The 17,867-nt window shown below is 57.7% G+C and carries 11 protein-coding genes; 5 read left to right on the top strand and 6 right to left on the bottom strand.

Annotated elements, in window-relative coordinates; translation table 11 throughout:
• Positions 1 to 13 precede the first annotated feature (13 nt).
• Together ABWV33_RS15980 and ABWV33_RS15975 are read right to left on the bottom strand one after the other, a co-directional pair.
• Positions 14 to 235 carry a DUF2798 domain-containing protein gene (locus ABWV33_RS15980; RefSeq protein WP_113823619.1) on the bottom strand — a complete coding sequence of 74 codons (222 nt, stop codon included), beginning with the start codon at positions 233 to 235 and terminating at the stop codon, positions 14 to 16.
• A 72-nt stretch (positions 236 to 307) separates the two neighbouring features.
• Complete coding sequence (locus ABWV33_RS15975) at positions 308 to 1,060, bottom strand: hydroxypyruvate isomerase family protein (RefSeq protein ID WP_353332179.1); 753 nt, start codon at positions 1,058 to 1,060, stop codon at positions 308 to 310.
• Positions 1,061 to 1,233: 173 nt separating this feature from the next.
• Between ABWV33_RS15975 and ABWV33_RS15970 the strand changes: the two genes are divergently transcribed.
• Complete coding sequence (locus ABWV33_RS15970; protein WP_251134354.1) at positions 1,234 to 2,199, top strand: DMT family transporter; 966 nt, start codon at positions 1,234 to 1,236, stop codon at positions 2,197 to 2,199.
• On the opposite strand, the gene ABWV33_RS15965 is transcribed toward ABWV33_RS15970, so the two are convergent.
• A complete protein-coding gene (locus tag ABWV33_RS15965; RefSeq protein WP_353332177.1) occupies positions 2,168 to 2,749 on the bottom strand; it encodes a DUF1285 domain-containing protein in 582 nt (193 codons plus the stop codon). The two genes, ABWV33_RS15970 and ABWV33_RS15965, sit on opposite strands and share 32 nt — an antisense overlap.
• A 65-nt stretch (positions 2,750 to 2,814) precedes the next feature.
• On the opposite strand from ABWV33_RS15965, the gene ABWV33_RS15960 reads away from it, so the two are divergent.
• The 4 genes from ABWV33_RS15960 to ABWV33_RS15945 are packed head-to-tail and all read left to right on the top strand — an operon-like array spanning position 2,815 to position 9,483.
• Entirely contained in the window at positions 2,815 to 3,822 is a 1,008-nt protein-coding gene (locus ABWV33_RS15960; protein WP_353332175.1) for an AAA family ATPase, read from the top strand.
• Positions 3,819 to 4,694, top strand: a complete 876-nt coding sequence (locus tag ABWV33_RS15955) for a DUF58 domain-containing protein (RefSeq protein ID WP_113823616.1) — start codon at positions 3,819 to 3,821, stop codon at positions 4,692 to 4,694. Before ABWV33_RS15960 ends, ABWV33_RS15955 begins: the two co-directional genes overlap by 4 nt.
• Complete coding sequence (locus ABWV33_RS15950; RefSeq protein WP_353332173.1) at positions 4,691 to 7,444, top strand: DUF4159 domain-containing protein; 2,754 nt, start codon at positions 4,691 to 4,693, stop codon at positions 7,442 to 7,444. Before ABWV33_RS15955 ends, ABWV33_RS15950 begins: the two co-directional genes overlap by 4 nt.
• The gene (locus ABWV33_RS15945; RefSeq protein ID WP_353332171.1) at positions 7,441 to 9,483 is read left to right on the top strand and encodes a DUF7408 domain-containing protein; all 2,043 of its coding nucleotides are present in this window, start codon (positions 7,441 to 7,443) and stop codon (positions 9,481 to 9,483) included. The genes ABWV33_RS15950 and ABWV33_RS15945 overlap by 4 nt, the downstream gene beginning before the upstream one ends.
• A gap of 33 nt (positions 9,484 to 9,516) precedes the next feature.
• Here the strand turns inward: ABWV33_RS15945 and ABWV33_RS15940 are convergent, their stop codons facing one another.
• From ABWV33_RS15940 to ABWV33_RS15930, 3 genes are read right to left on the bottom strand one after another with little or no spacing between them, the layout of a single operon-like run.
• A complete protein-coding gene (locus ABWV33_RS15940) occupies positions 9,517 to 10,359 on the bottom strand; it encodes a 2-keto-4-pentenoate hydratase (RefSeq protein ID WP_353332169.1) in 843 nt (280 codons plus the stop codon).
• A gap of 16 nt (positions 10,360 to 10,375) precedes the next feature.
• Complete coding sequence (gene pbpC, locus ABWV33_RS15935) at positions 10,376 to 12,409, bottom strand: penicillin-binding protein 1C (RefSeq protein WP_502930917.1); 2,034 nt, start codon at positions 12,407 to 12,409, stop codon at positions 10,376 to 10,378.
• A gap of 7 nt (positions 12,410 to 12,416) precedes the next feature.
• The gene (locus ABWV33_RS15930; protein ID WP_353332167.1) at positions 12,417 to 17,840 is read right to left on the bottom strand and encodes an alpha-2-macroglobulin family protein; all 5,424 of its coding nucleotides are present in this window, start codon (positions 17,838 to 17,840) and stop codon (positions 12,417 to 12,419) included.
• Between the last annotated feature and the right edge of the window lie 27 nt (positions 17,841 to 17,867).

Genomic DNA, 17,867 nt, shown 5'->3' with positions numbered 1-17,867 from the left:
CCAAAGGTAGGGTTCAGGCGGTCAACTTTGCTACGAATTTGCGTGTCGCCGGACCCACAACCAAAATAACGGCAAAAGCAATCGGCCAGCTAAAGGTCCACGCCTCGATCCAGGTTCCTAAAACCTGATCTGAAAACCCCAAGGTTTTGAGGGTGGCAACACAGGTTACGATACAAGACATCAGGCCTGAGATCAAAAATGCAAACAAGACTGGCGCAAAACGAGCTGGAAACATGGTGGATCATCCCTTCTTACCGCCATCACAAGCAGCTTGATGGATGTGATGTCCAGTGCATTTGCGCACAGGTTATCTCATCCAATGCAGGGATTGCACCGTACGCGGCGTGCTGGGATCATACTCAGCACTGACCCACCCCCGATACCCACACCCGTCCATCGCCGCAAAAAGTGACGGAAAATCAATCGGTCCCGGCGCAGGTTCGCTGCGGTCTGGCGCTGCCCCAATTTGAGCATGAGTGACTAAAGGATGAAACCGCTCCCAGATACCTGCGGCATCACCGTGGATCACCTGTGCGTGATAGCTGTCAAATTGCAGACCTACATTGACCCGGTCGACCGCCGTCAGGATGTCAGCAGCCAGATCATAATCGTTTAAAAAGTACCCGGGCTGAGCGCCAGCATTCAAAGGTTCGATGGTAAACTTCTGATTGGGATGCTGATCTGCTGCCCATTGCAAATTCCGCACAAAACTAGCCTGCGCGCCGGGGCCCTGTTCATAGCCAGCCATGATATGAATATGCTCGGGTTTAAGCTGCTCGGCGTACCGCATCACCCGACGAATATCGCGCTGGAACCTGTCCTCACCCCCCGGAATGGCTGCATACCCCGGCGTGCCCCCGGTGTAATTGGGCGGCGGCGCATTGATCAGCACCAACTCCAATCCATTCGCAAGCAGGGCACGGCGGGTGTTCTTTGCTGCAATGTCATATGGGAACAAAATCTCCACCGCTTCAAACCCGGCATTTTCGGCGGCAGGAAAGCGATCGAGAAAAGGTAACTCGGCAAACAACAACGAAATATTGGCGGCAAATCGGGGCATCGGAGCTCTCATTTGTTTCGTCCACAGGAATAACTTGTAAAACAGTTCACCGCCAAGGGACTGAAAACGACACATTGTCGAAAACCGGCCAGACTTGGACACGCATTCCGGGTGACTTGGCCTCACCGCATTGAATCTGATGCGATTCACATATCATATAGAAAGACGTCGGGATGGCCTACAGCCCTGATCCCGCACAGGCGCTTGCGTCCAACGCAATGTCCGAGCGGCGAACATTGATTTCCGGAAATGCGCTTGGCACGTCCGCTATGCTGTTTTGGGCCGCAGGTTTCCCCGCCGCAGAAGTCCTGCTGCAAAACTGGTCTCCGCTTGTCGTGATCGTGGCCCGTCTGGCATTAGCTATGGCTGTCATGATCCCACTTTGGATTTGGCTCGAAGGCCCGACAAAAGTACGCAATGCGCCTTGGGGCAAAGCCATGTTTGTGGGCGGATTTGGATTTGGGTTCGGAACCTACTTTCTTTTGGTTGCACAAGACCTGACTGACCCCGTGACGGTTGCCTTGGTTGCATCCTGTGGGCCCCTTGTTGGTGCCTTGCTAGAGGTACACGCCCGCACCCGGCGACTCACCTGGAGCTTTTGTCTGGGTATCGGCATTTCGATCCTTGGCGGCATCATCGCGACCAATGCTTTGGCCCCTGCCCAGTTGGGGTTGGGGGCGGCCTTTGCTGTTGCTGCAACCGTTCTGTTCACTTGGGCCAGTATGGCAACCGTGCGCGAATTCCCCAAATTGGGTAAGATCGGCCAGACAACCATCACCATGACCGGCGCATTGGTGATGAACTCTGCCCTATTAGTGGGGTCGATTTCGTTGGGTTATGTTCCATCCCTTGCAACCCTGCCGTTTAACTTTGAGTTGGGCGGAATGCTTGTGATTTATGCGGTGATTTCGCTGTGTATCAGCCAAGCGATGTACATCGGGTCAATTGGCAAATTGGGCGTCGCCGTAGCTTCTGTTCATATGAACATCGCCCCATTCTATGTGATGGTGATCATGATGGTTCTTGGCGCCGCCTGGAACTGGTCCCAAGCCGCCGGCGCCGTCATTGTGGCCTTGGGCGTGGTGCTGTCGCAGTACAAACGCGCGTCTACAACCCGTCCAGCGCCTCTGACGGAATGATGCGAAAGAACGTACCCGACGACCAGATCCCAAACCACCCATCGTGATCTTCGCCCAAATCGACAAGCCGATAGAACGTCTTGCGGTCAATCAAAGCCTCTAGCCCGGCACGGATCATGACATAGGGCGCGGGTTCCTCGGTCTCAGGATCTCGCACAACACGTATAGAATGCTCCGGTCCGGCGATTGCCGTGTCATCAACATGGGTTGTGAATTCCAGCACCTGATCTTGACCCGCCCCCGTTACTTCAACATCTGTCGCCACAAAGGGGGCATCGTCGACCGTGATGCCCACCTTTTCAACAGGTGTCACCAACACGTATTTGTCATCTTCGAGCTTTAGAATAGACGAAAACAACCGCACCAGCTGAGGTCGGGTGATCGGTGATCCCTGATAGTACCACGTGCCATCCCGCGCGATCCGCATATCCAAATCCCCACAAAACGGAGGAGTCCACAGATGTACAGGCGGTAATCCGCGTGATTTAGAGGCGCGAACCGCCTCTGCAATGCCATCTGCCGAGGGAGTCACAGCTTTTTGTCCACTCATTGTTTTTGCCATTTCCTCTCAACGCGATACACTTAGTATTATATACGTCCACGGAAAGGAAAACCATGTCCGAACCTGCCGATCTGGTCGCTGAGATTGAAGCCCTTGAAGATAAATTGAGATTGGCGAAAGAGTCGATTACACATCGCTTTATCGGCCAGGAACGCGTGGTTGATCTGACCCTGACTGCTTTGTTGTGCGGTGGACATGGCTTGCTGATTGGCCTGCCGGGATTGGGAAAAACCCTTTTGGTTGAAACACTTTCAACTGTCATGGGCCTGAATGGCAGCCGCATTCAATTCACCCCCGACCTGATGCCCGCTGATATTCTGGGCTCCGAGGTTCTGGATACGGCTGATGATGGCAGCCGCCAATTCCGATTTGTGCCCGGGCCGGTGTTCTGTCAGCTGTTGATGGCAGACGAAATCAACCGCGCCAGCCCCCGGACGCAATCCGCCTTGCTGCAAGCGATGCAGGAAAAGACAGTGACCGTAGCGGGGGAAAATCGCCCCCTCGGTGCCCCGTTCCACGTGCTTGCGACCCAAAACCCGATTGAACAAGAAGGCACGTATCCGTTGCCCGAGGCACAGTTGGACCGCTTTTTGGTTCAAATCGATGTGCCCTATCCAACGCGTCAAACTGAACGCGATATTTTGACGGCCACGACAGGGATAGAAGACGCAAGTGCCACACAGATCTTCACCCAGACTGAATTGCTCGACGCTCAAACTTTGTTGCGACGCATGCCGATTGGGGATTCGGTTGTTGAGATGATATTGGATCTGGTGCGTGCCTTTCGACCCGAGGAACCCGGTGCTTCAGATCGTGTCCGTGAAACCGTGGCTTGGGGGCCAGGCCCCCGTGCGGCGCAGGCGCTGATGATGACAGTACGCGCCCGCGCTCTGTTGCAGGGTCGCCTTGCCCCAAATGCCGAGGATGTCATTGATATGGCGCGCCCTGTGCTTAGCCATCGTATGGCATTGAACTTTGCGGCCCGCGCCCGTGGTGACAGTCTGGCAGAACTCATCGAAAGCACCGCTGCTGGCCTGACACGATCCGAGGTCGCGGCGTGACACCTGCCCTCACCCTTCGTGAACGATCCGAGGCCGAAGCCGCCCGATTGCCCCCCCTGTTGGCGCGTGCGGAACAACTGGCGGGCACTGTCCTTCTGGGGGATCACGGGCGTCGACGCGCGGGATTGGGAGATGATTTCTGGCAATACCGACCTGCGCAGTTGGGCGATAGCAAGCGAATGATCGATCACCGCAGATCAGCGCGCGGGGACCAGCAATTCGTTCGTGAAAGGGAATGGCAAATCGCGCAATCCGTCATGTTCTGGATCGATCAGGGCGCCTCGATGCAATTTGCGTCCGACAAAGATACGCCCACCAAAATTGACCGCGCCCGACTGCTGGGGCTGTCAACCGCGATCCTGCTTGCCCGAGCAGGGGAACGCGTTGGTTTGACAGGGACCACTCTGCCACCTCGGCGCGGCAATGCGCAGGTCATTCGTTTGGCTGAATCTTGGTCCGTCGATGATCAAACCGACTATGCCCCGCCGGAACACAAAGCCCTTATTCCCCATGCGCGGGCCGTGTTTATTTCTGATTTTCTGGGGGATCTGACCGAAGTTGAAACAGCCCTGACCAAAGCCGCAGATCGTGGCATACGCGGGGTGATTATGCAGGTGCTGGACCCCAGCGAAGAAGCGTTTCCCTTTCAAGGTCGGACTGTCTTTGAAAGCGTCGGTGGAACATTGCGTCACGAAACCCTTAAGGCGGGTGACCTACGGACCCGGTATTTGGAGCGACTGGCAGAGCGCCGCGACCATCTGCAACGCATTTGCAACGCCACAGGTTGGATGTTTGGCCGTCACGACACCGGGCATTCGGCGCAAACTGCACTTGTCTGGTTGTATCAGGCACTCGAAAGAGGGGCGCGATGAATCTGCTGTCTGGCATCGCTTTTACCACGCCTTGGCTATTGCTGGGGCTCGTTCTGCTTCCCATTCTCTGGTTCATCCTGCGGGCCGTGCCTCCCGCTCCGACGCTCCGTCGCTTTCCTGCGGTCAGCCTACTCTTGGGGTTAAAGGACGACGAAAGCATTTCAAATCGCACACCGTGGTGGCTTTTGGCCTTGCGATTGCTTGCACTGGCGGCTGTGAATATTGGTCTTGCCGGTCCGGTCTTAAACCCATCCCGTGATCAGGCAGGGTCAGGTCCGTTGGTGGTCGTTTTGGATGCCAGTTGGGCCGGGGCCACGCATTGGCCAGACAGCACCCGCCAGTTGGATGCCGAGCTGACCAAAGCAGGCCGATTGGGACGCACGGTCGCCGTGTTGCAGCTCACAGATCCGCAGCCTTTGGTGTTTCAGTCAGCTGAGGCATGGCGCAGCCGATTGCCCGGATTGACCCCAATGCCTTGGGCCCCATCCCCGGATCAGGTTCAAACCGCACTTGCCGATATGCAAACGATCCCTGACTCCTTTGACACGCTCTGGTTCAGCGACAGCCTCAGCTTTGAAGGGCAAAGCGATCTCTTATCCGCGTTTGAAACACGCGGCACGGTCAAGGTCTTTGAATCCGGCCAACCCGTTGTCGGCATAAAGCCAGCCACCTTTGAAGACAGTGCGATGCAGATTTCGGCCCACCGTTCAGCCGCAGCATCAGATCAGAATATCACCATATTGGCACAGGGTCGCGACCCTGCGGGAACGCAGCGCACGTTGGCTTCGGTCGATCTTTCCTTTTCGGCCACCGAAACTGACGCCCAAACTGCGCTGTCATTGCCAACAGAATTGCGCGCCCGGATCACGCATTTTGAAATTCAGGGCCAAGCATCTGCGGGTGCAACAGCGCTCACGGATGATAGCCTGCGCCGACGCGAAATCGCTTTGATCGCAGGCCGGGAAAACCGCGAAGGGCTCGAACTGCTGTCGCCTTTGCATTACCTCACCAAAGTCGTCACCCCAAGCGCGGACATCATTGACGGCTCTCTGCTCGAAGTTCTGCCTGCCAATCCAGATGTGATCGCCTTGGCAGATGTCACAAACCTAACCGCCCTTGAAACAGCCGAAACTATTGCTTGGGTCGAAAATGGCGGCCTGCTCTTGCGGTTTGCAGGGCCGCGCACCGCCAACAGTGACCTTGGCCGCGAGACCGAAGATCCCCTCCTCCCCGTTCGATTGCGCGGTGGTGGCCGGTCAGTCGGTGGCGCCATGAGTTGGGGAGAGCCGAAATCATTGGCCCCTTTCCCCGATACATCGCCCTTTTATGGCCTGACCATCCCCGACGACGTCCGCGTCACCACACAGGTTCTGGCGCAACCCGATCCCAACCTCGCCGATCGTGTGATCGCCTCTCTCAGTGACGGCACCCCGCTGGTAACGCGCAAATCGCTGGGCCTGGGCCAAGTTGTGTTGTTCCACATCACGTCGGATGCGGAATCCTCCACGCTGCCGCTGTCCGGCCTGTTTGTTGAGATGATGGACCGGTTGACCGTGTCCTCTGGCACCAAATCCACACCCGCGAGCGTCGAAGGCACAGTCTGGAGCCCAATGCAGGTCATGGACGGCTTTGGCACTTTGATGAACGCCGACACCCTGCCCGGCGTAGACGGCCCAGAGCTGTTGTCTGGCCGCATTGGCCCCAATCTGCGCCCCGGTCTATATGGCAATGAAAAAAGAGTGTTGGCCCGAAACGTGATGACGAAAGACACGATCTTAGAACAGGCGACGTGGCCCGCGACCATACAAGTGCAACGCCCCAGCGCGCAACAGGAACAGCCCCTCGGGGGGGCCTTGCTCAGTCTTTCACTGATCTTGCTCTGCTTGGATGTGATCGCGTCTTTGCTATTATCCGGGCGCCTGCGCAACGCACGGGTGGTGGCCCCGGTGATTGCCTTGTTACTGTTCACGCCGCAACTTAAAGCTCAAGACGCCTCTGATTTTGCTCTAGAGGCCGCGCATGAATTGGTTCTGGCCCACGTGCTAACGGGTGACCAGACTGTGGACGAGATCGCATTGGCCGGATTGCGGGGACTCTCAGACACCCTGTACTTTCGAACCTCAATCGAACCGGCTGCACCGATTGGCGTGGACATCGAACGGGACGAGCTTGCCTTTTTCCCCCTCCTATATTGGCCCGTCACACCATCGCAACCCGCACCATCCGAGGCTGCGAATGCAAAACTGAACGCCTATCTCAGGTCTGGTGGCATGATCCTGTTTGACACACAGGATGCACATTATGCTCGCTTTGGCGGCACCAGCCCGAATGGCCAGAAATTAAGACAACTTGCCGCGCCGCTTAACATCCCCCCGCTGGAACCAGTGCCCAAGGATCACGTGCTGACACGCACCTTCTACTTGCTGCAGGATTTCCCCGGCCGCCACATCAGCCCGGATGTCTGGGTCGAGGCCGCACCTGCCGATGTGGAACAAATTGAGGGCATGCCGTTTCGCAATCTCAATGACGGGGTGACGCCAGTGGTGATCGGGGGCAATGATTGGGCAGGCGCCTGGGCAGTGGCCCGCAACGGCACTGACATGCTGCCGGTGGGGCGTGGCTATGCTGGTGAGCGTCAGCGCGAATTGGCCCATCGGTTTGGGGTCAACCTGATCATGCACGTACTCACCGGGAATTATAAATCTGATCAGGTCCATGTGCCTGCATTGCTGGACAGGTTGGGCCAATGACCGGAGAACTCATTTTCGACCCCCTGATCCCGCTGCCTGTGCTGATCGCGCTGGCCCTGCTGTCCTTGGCTGGCGTTGGGTTGGCCTTGTGGCGTGGGATGTCGGGTTGGGCGCTGCGCGGTCTCGGGATGGCGCTTCTCTTAGCCGCTTTGGCCGGACCCGTGTATCAAATCGAAGACCGCAGTCCCCTTACCGATATCGTCGTGATGCTCGAGGATGAAAGCGCAAGCCAGTCCCTATCAAACCGACGCACACAAACCAATGCCGCGGCCGAAACACTGGCTGAACAGATTGAAAACCGCCCCAATACCGACCTGCGGCGCATCCCGGTTGGGGATGGCAAAGGCGATACTGGCACCCAACTGATGACAGCCCTGTCCGAGGTGCTTGCCGAGGAACCCAATGCCCGGATCGCGGGCATTATCGCCCTGTCTGACGGGCTGGTACACGATATGGAACGCGCCCCGGCGTTGCCTGCGCCAATGCACCTGCTGTTGACCGGCGAGTCCCAAGATTGGGACCGTCGTTTGATCGTCGCCAACGCCCCAGCGTTTGCCATCATCGGTGAGCCCGTGACATTGACCCTGCGGATCGAAGACAGCGGAGCCGTGCCGTCTGTTGGACCGTTGGCAAGGCTCGAGATCTCGGTCGATGGCGCCCGCCCGGAACAGTTCGATGTGCCGACCGGACGAGATATCGAATTGCCCGTCACGCTGACACATGGCGGGCGGAATGTGATCCAGTTTTCAGTCCCCGAAGCGGAGGGGGAGCTGACGGACCGCAACAACACAGCCCTTGTTCAGATGAATGGCGTTCGGGATCGCCTGCGCGTGCTTTTGGTCAGTGGCGAACCCCATGCCGGTGGCCGCACATGGCGCAACCTTCTTAAATCAGACAGCTCTGTTGATCTGGTCCACTTCACCATTCTGCGCCCACCTGAAAAGCAAGACGGCGTTCCAGTGGATGAACTGTCCCTGATCGCCTTTCCAACGCGTGAGCTGTTTCTGGAAAAAATCGACGATTTCGACCTGATCATTTTCGACCGTTACAAACGACGCGGGATCTTGCCTGCGATCTATCTGGATAACGTCTCAAACTATGTCTCCAAAGGCGGGGCGGTGTTGGTTGCTGCAGGTCCTGACTTTGCGACTGCGGATAGCATCTATCGCTCGCCCCTTGCCCCGATCTTGCCGGCGGAACCAACAGCACGTGTTATCGAAGAGCGATATCTGCCCAAAGTTACCGACCTTGGGCAACGCCATCCCGTGACATCCGACCTGTCCCAAGCCGATGAATGGGGGGCTTGGCTCCGCCAGATCGAAGTGGAAGCACGGTCCGGCAATACAGTGATGACGGGCACCGATGATCGCCCCCTTCTGATCCTTGATCGCGTCGGAGAGGGGCGCGTTGCCTTGCTTGCCTCGGATCATGCTTGGCTGTGGAGCCGAGGGTACGAAGGCGGTGGGCCGCAACTCGAATTGCTGCGTCGCCTTGCCCATTGGATGATGAAAGAACCCGAGCTTGAGGAAGAGGCGCTATGGGCCGAGGCCAATGGCCAGACAATGCGCATCATCCGGCGCACTCTGGACACCGAAATTGGATCCGTTACCGTGACTCCACCAACAGGTGACCCGGTCACCGTGGATTTGACCGAGGTTACTCCGGGCCGGTTTGAAGCAACATATGTGGGTCCTGCGATTGGGCTCTATCGCCTGTCCGAAGGCGCGCAAGACGCCGTGATCGGACTGGGCCCCTCTGCCCCTCGCGAATTTGAAAAAACCATTGCGACAGGGGACAGACTCGATCCTTTGATCACGGGATTGCGCGGCGGAATCCTACGCTTGCAAGAGGGCCTGCCCAATTTGCGCAATGTGCGCGAGGGGCGACCCGCTGCTGGACGTGGATGGATCGGCCTAACCCCGCGCAATGCGTATGAAACCCGCGATGTGACCCAAACACCGCTATTGCCCGTTTGGTTGGTTTTGCTTTTGGCCTCTGGGTTTATTCTAGCCGGATGGCTGCGCGAGGGGCGGCGTTAGCGCCCTTCGCGACCCTGTTCAGTTGGGCTGGTTCTATTTGAAAACCGCCGACACAGACGGGTTCCCCGGCAATCCCGTGTACGTGACGGACGCGCCGCCCTTGCCTTTGACCGGCGGGAACAGCGGGCCAAACGAGCCAACCGACACCATGTCACCCGGTTTCAGCTCAATCCCTTTGGACATCAGCCACAGCACCGAATTCACAGGATGACCCATCACCGCTTTGCCCGGAACCTCGACCAAAACTTCGCCGTCCGCAGCGCGCAGGGTAACTTGCATATCCGCCAACGCCTGCCCCATCTCGACGGGGTTCGTCACAGGGATTCCCGCGCCTAAGACGCCAAGACGTGGACCCACACCCATAGCTGTCAAAGTAACGCCTGTAATTGGTTCCCCTTTGGCCAGTGTCAGGTCAGGCAATTCCATAAACGGATGCACTGTAGAAATATGCGCCATGGCTTCGGTGACGGTTGTAGCTTGGTTGATGGCTGCGTCCCCTACAACCAAAATCAAATCCGATTCAAAAACAGGTCGAGTGCCCCACCCAGCGGGCAATTCAGCACCATTTTCCAGCATCATGTCACGATAGAGAACACCTTGAACAGGTTCGCTGACCTTGAACCGATCCTGGGCTGGTTTGCTCGTCAGCCCTGCTTTGTAGCCCACAACAGGACCCATATGCGGCTCTAACGCTTTGGCGAGCTTGGCTTGGGTGCACAGCGCGTCATCCATGCTGCCGCCCGCGTTCAGTGCTTTCGCGGGTTGCTTCTGTACATAATCGCCCACAAATCGTACGATTTCATCATCCGATGCGCATTGCGCCCCAACCGATGTTCCCGACAGTGCAAAAGCACAAACCAATAAAGATCGAAACATGTGACCCTCCTAAAATCTAGTCTTCCAAACGGACCGCAACACGGTCAGAACGCCCTGCAGTATCCACAACAACAAACGTCGAAAATCCGGCCCCGGGGTTTGGGACTTCGAATTCCCGTTGATACAACCCGGTCGCAACCGCAGCCCCATCGGTCAACACCATAAACGGGGCCACTCCGCCGCGTACTTTCAAAGTGACGGGATCATTCCCCAGCGCCAATCGAGCCCCATCGGGGGGGAACAACAGTTGCGGCGCATCCTGCGCAGCTTCGAACGCCGCCGAGCGCGGGCGAAAACGGCGCAACGGCAAAGGCAGCTCAGCAGCGCCTAGGATCAGTGTTGCAGCAGGGGGGGCAGGCAATGGATCAAAATCTGGTTTCAAACGGCCAAAAGCTTCGAACAGAACCGGGGCCGCCAGATCCCCACCAAACGCCCCCGGAACTGGCGTACCATCGGCGCGACCCAACCAGACGCCGATCACATGACGCCCATCATAGCCAATCGCCCAAGCGTCACGGTGCCCATAAGACGTTCCGGTTTTATAGGCCAAAACATGCGGTTGCGCACCGGAAGGGGGAGCGAGACCCCGCAAAATATCGCTTACATGCCAGGCCGCAACATCCGAGATCATACGCCCTACCGGTACAGACGATTGCCCCGCCCGATGGTGCAATTTCAAACCCTGCCCCGCGTTGGCCAAACCTGCGTAAAGCTGCACAAGATCCTGTAGATTTAGCCCCACCCCGCCCAACGCTATGGCCAAACCGGGCACACCACTTGGCAGTTTTGGGTTGGCTCCGCCTTGCTTTAGTGTCGCGACCAACCGCGCCGCACCCAGTTCGTTCGTCAATCGCACAACCGGGATATTGAGCGACATTTGCAAGGCATCCCGGATCCTGACATCGCCGCGAAATTCGCCGTCGAAATTGCGTGGCGCATAGCGGCCAAACATGACGGGGCCATCATGGATCAACGTCTCAGGGTGTATCATGCCCTGATCGAACCCCAAGCCATAGATCAGCGGTTTCAACGTCGATCCCGGCGAGCGCACGGCCTGTGTCATATCCACGAACCCTTGTCGCGCAGATTGATAGGCAGGTGATCCGACCGAGGCCAAGATTTCACCAGTTTGGTGATTTGCCACAATCAAAGCACCTGAAACCTGAGGGCCGGCTGCAGCAGCGGCGCGCGCGACCAAACCCTCGACCTTGTGTTGTAGATCAGCGTCCAATGTCAAAACATGTGTAACTTTTTCTGGCTGTTCCAGCCGCACCCGATCCGCAAGATGTGGTGCCAATTGCGGGAATGGTCGTTGTGCATCCGGGATTGGTTCGCTCAAAGCGACGCGCGCTTCGGCCCCGTCCAGAACGTTGTGCTTTTGCATCCGGTGCAACACGCGATCCCGTGCTGCTAGCGCTTGATCGGGATATCGATCTGGTCGTCGTCCTTCGGGCCGTTGAGGCAGGGCAACCAACAAAGCAGATTGCGCAGGCGTCAGTCGATGCGGCTCTTTTCCGAACCATGCCACCGTCGCTGCGCGCACGCCTTCTAAATTGCCCCCATACGGCGCGTGCGTCAAGTAAAGCCGCAGAATATCGTCTTTGCTGAGGCGACGCTCCAAAGCCCAAGCCACGCGCATCTGCCTGAGCTTACCTGCCCAGCGCCCGGTTGTGCCATCTTCCAACAGACGCGCGACCTGCATCGTCAAGGTTGACCCCCCAGACACCGGACGCCCATTCCAGATGGCTTGCCGCACGGCGCGCAGCAAAGCCCAGCCATCGACACCGGAATGAGAGTAGAACCGTTTGTCTTCGTACCGGATCAACATCGCTGTGAAACCAGCATCAACCTTTCCCGGAGCCAAACGCCAGATGCCTGTGCCCACTGGATAGGCCCGGAGCAAAGCACCGTTTCGATCCCGAACTTCGGTGGATGTTTCGGTCAGGATCAGTGGCAGGTCGGTGTCAGAAATCCACTGGTCCCCTGCATCCCTGAGCGCCCCTGCGAGAAACAGGAGCATCCCCAGAAACAGGAACCCAAATCGTTTCATCTGATCATCAATCCTGAACAGTCACGCGCGATGTGTCTGTGCGCGCACGAAACCGGGGGCGATACATATCTTCGACAGATGCTGCAGGGTGATGGAACTGACCGGCGGACACAGCCCGGACCACATAGGCCAGCGTCACCGGATCGCGGCCACCGATATCCACAGCCGCAAGAAAGCTATCCGCTCTGAATTCGCTATGGGTGGCGTCAGACAGGTTTAACCATTCAAGCGCGCGCACATCGCCTGACCGTAACAGGCTAGGATTGTCGATCTCAAATCCAGCGGGTAGCGGGTCACGCACCATCAACCGAGCGCCAGAGTCTTCGAACGGTTGAACCGTGACCACGGCGACAAAGCGATCACCAACGACAAAGGAGGGTCCATTGATCTCTTCCCCATCCATAGAAAAATATTGCCGCTGAATACTGTAGCCTGTGCCCCCGGCGGGGGGGGCGACCTCGGGGATACCGAGTGTGGTCAGAGTAATGTCCTGATCCCCGCTGCCTGTCGTGGTTATATTCATCGCCTCCTGCGTCGCATTAGACAGTATTTGTACAAACGGCCCTTCGACCGGCGCACCGTTGACCCTCAACCCTGAGGTTTCTGGTGACTTCACCAATGCCTGTGCCGCGAGAAGGGTCCAGGCGGATTCTTGTGTCGACATGGTTTCGGTTTCTTGGCTGATCTGGGTGATCAGACGGTTACGGTCCACCACTGCGCTGCCCGCTTCGACGGCCAAGGCAAGAACCCCGGCTGAATCGCGGACAGATGTTCCGTAATCCGCCCGCCAAAATGGCCCCTCGTGCCCTTGTTGACGGTCGATCAGTTGAGCCGCGCGAGAGAACATCCGGTCCGCGCGGGTTTGATCCCCGTAGGATGCGAGGGCTGCTCCCAGTTGGGCGGCGGCAAGCGGCGTTGCAAACCCATCCCCTTTGACATCCGCATAGTATCGCAGGTCGCCCATGGCGGCGGCCCCTTCGCGAGCGAGCACCATCAGGGCATAGGCAATGTCTTCACCGCCGATATCAAAATCCGGCGCGTAATTGATACGGTTGCGCAGATTATCCATCGCTTGGGTAAAGGCCCGGTCGGGGACCACGTGCCCCTCGGTGCGGGCCCGGCTCAGGAAATCGCTGGCATAGGCATCCAGCCAGAAATCGCCGCTTTCAGCGCGCCATAGGCCAAAGGCCCCGTTCGACGCTTGCCGTGTCAATACCCGCGTGATCGAGGCATCAATACGCGCACGGACCGCTGGACCGTCCCCAAGCCCCGCAGCCTGAGCAACAGACGAAAGGTACAGCAAAGGCATCGCTTGGGAGGTCACCTGTTCCGTACATCCGTACGGATATCGATCCAGCGCCGTCAGCAAACCCGGCGCATCAAAACGCGCCAAAGCGCCCGCAGACAAGATTGCCTGTGCAGATCCTGTGCGCAGCCCGGTAAAGACATCCTTGCTAAACAGGAAACTGTCCCCCGCGCCCAGTGTGAACCGCCGCGTTTGCGCGACAACCGGATCATTCGACTGAACAGGTAAGCGCAATGTTTGACGCAAGACACGATCATCTGGTGTGGTCAGAACAACATCGATGTTCCCCATCCCAGATTGCACAGCCTTGACCGGCACCCGGAACGTGGCTTTACTGCCTGTCTCGAGCGTGAAGCCGCCTGGCTGTGTGGCCAGTTGCAGGGTGCTGTCACCAGTCAAGGTCATTGTCATGTCACCAGCAGGGCCATCCGCATGCACAATCTCAAGCAAGATCTGGCTGTCATCACCCGGCGCCAAAAAGCGCGGCAAACTTGCGGTTACAACCACAGGATCGCGCACAATCATGTCCCGCTCGGCCTGACCAACTGCTGTTTTGCTCCATGCTACGGCCATCAATCGCACGGTGCCATTAAACGCGGGCAGGTCGATGTCGACAGTGGCCGTGCCATCTGCGCCCACCTCAACCGGGCCACTAAAGCGCGCCATCAAGTCTTGGGTTGGCGGCGGGGATTGCGAGCGTATGCCTGCGTTGGCATCCCCGCCGGATCGCACAGAGCCAACAGCGCCGTTCAACCCATCAATCAAACGTCCATAAACGTCGCGCAGCTCAACGCCCAACCGACGTTGGCCAAAGTAGTGCCCATCGGGGTCCGGGCTTTCAAAGCCCGTCAGGTTGAGAATGCCAACATCCACTGCCGCCAACGTCATCCAGACCTGTTCACCGGCAGCGGCCCCTGAAACAACGACTTTCGCCTGCTGGGTTTGGCGGGGTTGCGCCACGTCTGGCACCTCGACCGAGACCGTCAGCCGTTTGCCGATGGGATCCACCGTCGCATGCGCAAGCCCAAGTGCGCGGGCCGGGTTTTGGCCAGCCGAGACATCCATCGGGCGGATCACTGATGCCGTGACATAGGCGCCTGTGCCCCAATCCTCGGTCACCTCAAGGGGGATCACACTTGCGCCGGCTGGCACCTCTACCGCCTGGCGATGAATGACCTTGTTGGACATCACTGTGATCAGGGCCGTGCCGGCGGCCCGCGGGACGATGCGCAAGTTGGCCGTATCCCCGGGTTGATAGCTGTCTTGATCCAACGAAAGCTCTAACCGGTCCGGTGTAGCGGACGCATCTGCCGCCTGATACCACCCTGCGTAGAAATCCGCTGACGCGGCGACATAGCCGCCATCAATACGTTCAACCACCAGCTCGTACGTGCCCCAATCTACAGGATGGGAAACAGACAATGGTTGTCCCTGTAGCGTGGCGTCACCTGTCGCGATCCGGGTGCGTCGGGTCACCGGTTCCCAGTTCCAATTGCCATACAGCTGATACCACTGATACCGGGTTTCGACCCGATTTAGGGTCCAGCGCACCTGCATTGTGGTGGGTGTTAGGTCTGGAGTTAAGCCAATGATCTCGAACCCGGCCTCTGTGCCTTCGGTCACCACATCGTCGAACAGGGGCTTAATCCCCAGAACAGGCGTATCCGGCAACACCGGCGCAACCAATCGCCGTTCGACCGGGCGCGATGATCCATCTGCAACGCGCACGATCACGGTCGCTGCGAGCGGTTTGCCCGCCGAGCTGAGACGCGGAATTTCGACCGGAACAAAAGCCTGCCCTTTGTCATCCGTTTTCTGATCTCCGAAATAGCTGCTCTGCGCCGATGCGCTCTCAGCATGGCGACCGAACTGATAACCGGGCCACTCTGCCAATTGTGAGGCCGCGCGCAGCACAACCTGACCGTCAATTTTCAGATCAGACCCCGGCGCACCAAAAAGATACTTTGCCTGAACCTGTAACGGGGGGCTTTCGCCCGGGCGCAACGGTGCATTCGGCAATGAAAGCGTAAAGTCGATCCGTTCTGGCAGGAAATCTTCGACCAAGACCGTTTGGGTTGCGACGCTTTTCCCTTTGGGGTCGGTCTTGATATCCAACCGCCACGCCCCGCGTGGAACGCTTGGTCCCACGGGAAACGAGAACACGTGCCCCCCAACATTGCCACCGCCGGAAACAAGGCGGCGATACTCCACTCCATCAGGACGGCTGAGGACCGCCGTCAACGGCACCCCTTCGAGGGCCGTAACCGCATCATCGCGCGTCAGAACCGTTGCATGGATCACTTCACCTGCCCGATAAGCGCCGCGATCCGTGGTCAAAAAGACATCGACCGGCCCTGCAGGTGCACGCCCTTCAACGCCGCGATCCGACAAATCAAAGGCCGGATCTGTCAGTGAGAGAAACCCAAGGTCCATGTCATCAAGTGTTGCCAAAACCATTGCAGGCGCTGCTGATCCATCCCCACGCGCCAAGCCCGGTTCAAAGCGGGCATACCCACCTGTATCCGTAGTCAGTTTCCCCAGCACCGCATTGGCCCGAGACACCAGTGTCACCTCGACCCCGGCTTTGGGTAACGCATCCCCCAAGCCACGGACTGTGACGTGCAACCCATCTGTACCCGACATCGTGCTGATCCCCAGATCGCTGAGAACAAACCACTGTGTGGCACCCGGATCGTCATACGGATCTGCCCCCGGAACTCGTGCAGTCAGCGCATAAATTCCAGCTGGTTGCCCGGCAATCGCCTCGCCCATAGGTAATCGGGTTACCATGTCTTGGTTCAACTCATTCTGAACCTCACCCGTACCGACCCACACATCCTGTGCAATTTCACTTGCAAAGTTCTGATCCTGCCAGTGGTTCAGTGGGCGGCCAAAATACCCATCCTGAACAGCGCGCAGCAAATTCCGATCACTCACCCGACGCAATTTCAACTCTAGCCCGGTCAAATTGACCGTTTGAACGGGCAAGGCCGCATCAGCGGATTTGGGCAACACATAGGATCGCCCCGGAAATTTCACCGACGGGGCACGATCACGTACGTAATGCGTCAGCTCAACATCTTTGTGCAGAACCTCACCCGATGCGGCGGGCAATCCTTTGCGCAGCAGAATGCGATATCTGCTGCCATGCGCGACCCCATCAACGCACAACTGTGAGTCATCAATCTGTACCACCAAAGAAGACGATGGCAGATTGACGAAGGGTTCATAATCCACCCCCGCTTTGACCAAAGGTTCTGAAAATTGCGCACAAATTCGCGGCGCTGTGGAATCGCTTTCCACTGTGCTGTCGACGACCCGGAAGCCGTATTTCAAAATCGCGGCTTCCAATGCGCGGGCAATGTCATCCCGGGGTTGCAGCGTATTGGCCAAACGTAAGGCAGCCAGCATATCCCGACCACGCCCGGATTTCTCTAAACCCTCTGAAAGCACCTGCAGTGCAGAAACTTGCGCGCCTGTATTCTGCGCCCGAAGATATCCGTTCACTGCCGCAGATAGCGACCGTGCATTATTCTCTTTTTTGCGATTGCTGTTGCTGACATCGATTGCAAGCAAGGCGTTGGCATATTCTGTCCACAGATCCCCCCGGTCACTGAGTGAAACAGCAACCCCGATCCACTGCATATACCGATTGGCATCGCGAGAGGCCGCCCGCGCGGCATCCAACACAAACTCCAAATTCTGACCGCCCGCTGCATGACGCAATCCCAGGTTTTGGCTCATCACCCGAGCTGAGTTCAGATCCTCAGCTTTAAGAAACCCAAGGTCCTCTGCCCGCGTTTGCGCCAGGTTTTTTACGTCTGCTGTAGTCGCCACTTTGAGCGCCGATACCGCGCCTTCGTATGGGGTTTGCTCACTTACACCTTGTTTGGGAAAGCAGGCGTTGGACCGAGCGTTAAACGTAAACGCCTGACAAGACGATTGCGCTGAACACGCCTGCACGCAGGCAGACAGATCTGTATCAAACAGAGAATCCAGATCTGAGCCATAAAAATCCATATCTCTTGAAACAACATACCGGAAATCGGACAGGGCCTGTTGTGCCACCGCGCCTTGGGCAATCGAAAAAAACATAGCAAATAAAATAAAACAAAGACGTGGCATGCGGCCCTCCAATCTAGTCAGAGCGTG

The sequence above is a fragment of the Phaeobacter sp. NW0010-22 genome (genome assembly GCF_040365955.1).
GTDB lineage: Bacteria > Pseudomonadota > Alphaproteobacteria > Rhodobacterales > Rhodobacteraceae > OMPR01.
The sequence above is the reverse complement of the archived record's forward strand: the minus strand, read 5'-3'. Positions and strand labels throughout refer to the sequence as shown.

Coding starts and splice junctions, on each gene's coding strand:
- ABWV33_RS15945 (WP_353332171.1), top strand. CDS start 7,441: ATGACCGGAGAACTCATTTTCGACCCCCTGATCCCGCTGCCTGTGCTG.
- ABWV33_RS15940 (WP_353332169.1), bottom strand. CDS start 10,359: ATGTTTCGATCTTTATTGGTTTGTGCTTTTGCACTGTCGGGAACATCG.
- ABWV33_RS15960 (WP_353332175.1), top strand. CDS start 2,815: ATGTCCGAACCTGCCGATCTGGTCGCTGAGATTGAAGCCCTTGAAGAT.
- ABWV33_RS15975 (WP_353332179.1), bottom strand. CDS start 1,060: ATGCCCCGATTTGCCGCCAATATTTCGTTGTTGTTTGCCGAGTTACCT.
- ABWV33_RS15930 (WP_353332167.1), bottom strand. CDS start 17,840: ATGCCACGTCTTTGTTTTATTTTATTTGCTATGTTTTTTTCGATTGCC.
- ABWV33_RS15970 (WP_251134354.1), top strand. CDS start 1,234: ATGGCCTACAGCCCTGATCCCGCACAGGCGCTTGCGTCCAACGCAATG.
- pbpC (WP_502930917.1), bottom strand. CDS start 12,409: ATGAAACGATTTGGGTTCCTGTTTCTGGGGATGCTCCTGTTTCTCGCA.
- ABWV33_RS15950 (WP_353332173.1), top strand. CDS start 4,691: ATGAATCTGCTGTCTGGCATCGCTTTTACCACGCCTTGGCTATTGCTG.
- ABWV33_RS15965 (WP_353332177.1), bottom strand. CDS start 2,749: ATGAGTGGACAAAAAGCTGTGACTCCCTCGGCAGATGGCATTGCAGAG.
- ABWV33_RS15980 (WP_113823619.1), bottom strand. CDS start 235: ATGTTTCCAGCTCGTTTTGCGCCAGTCTTGTTTGCATTTTTGATCTCA.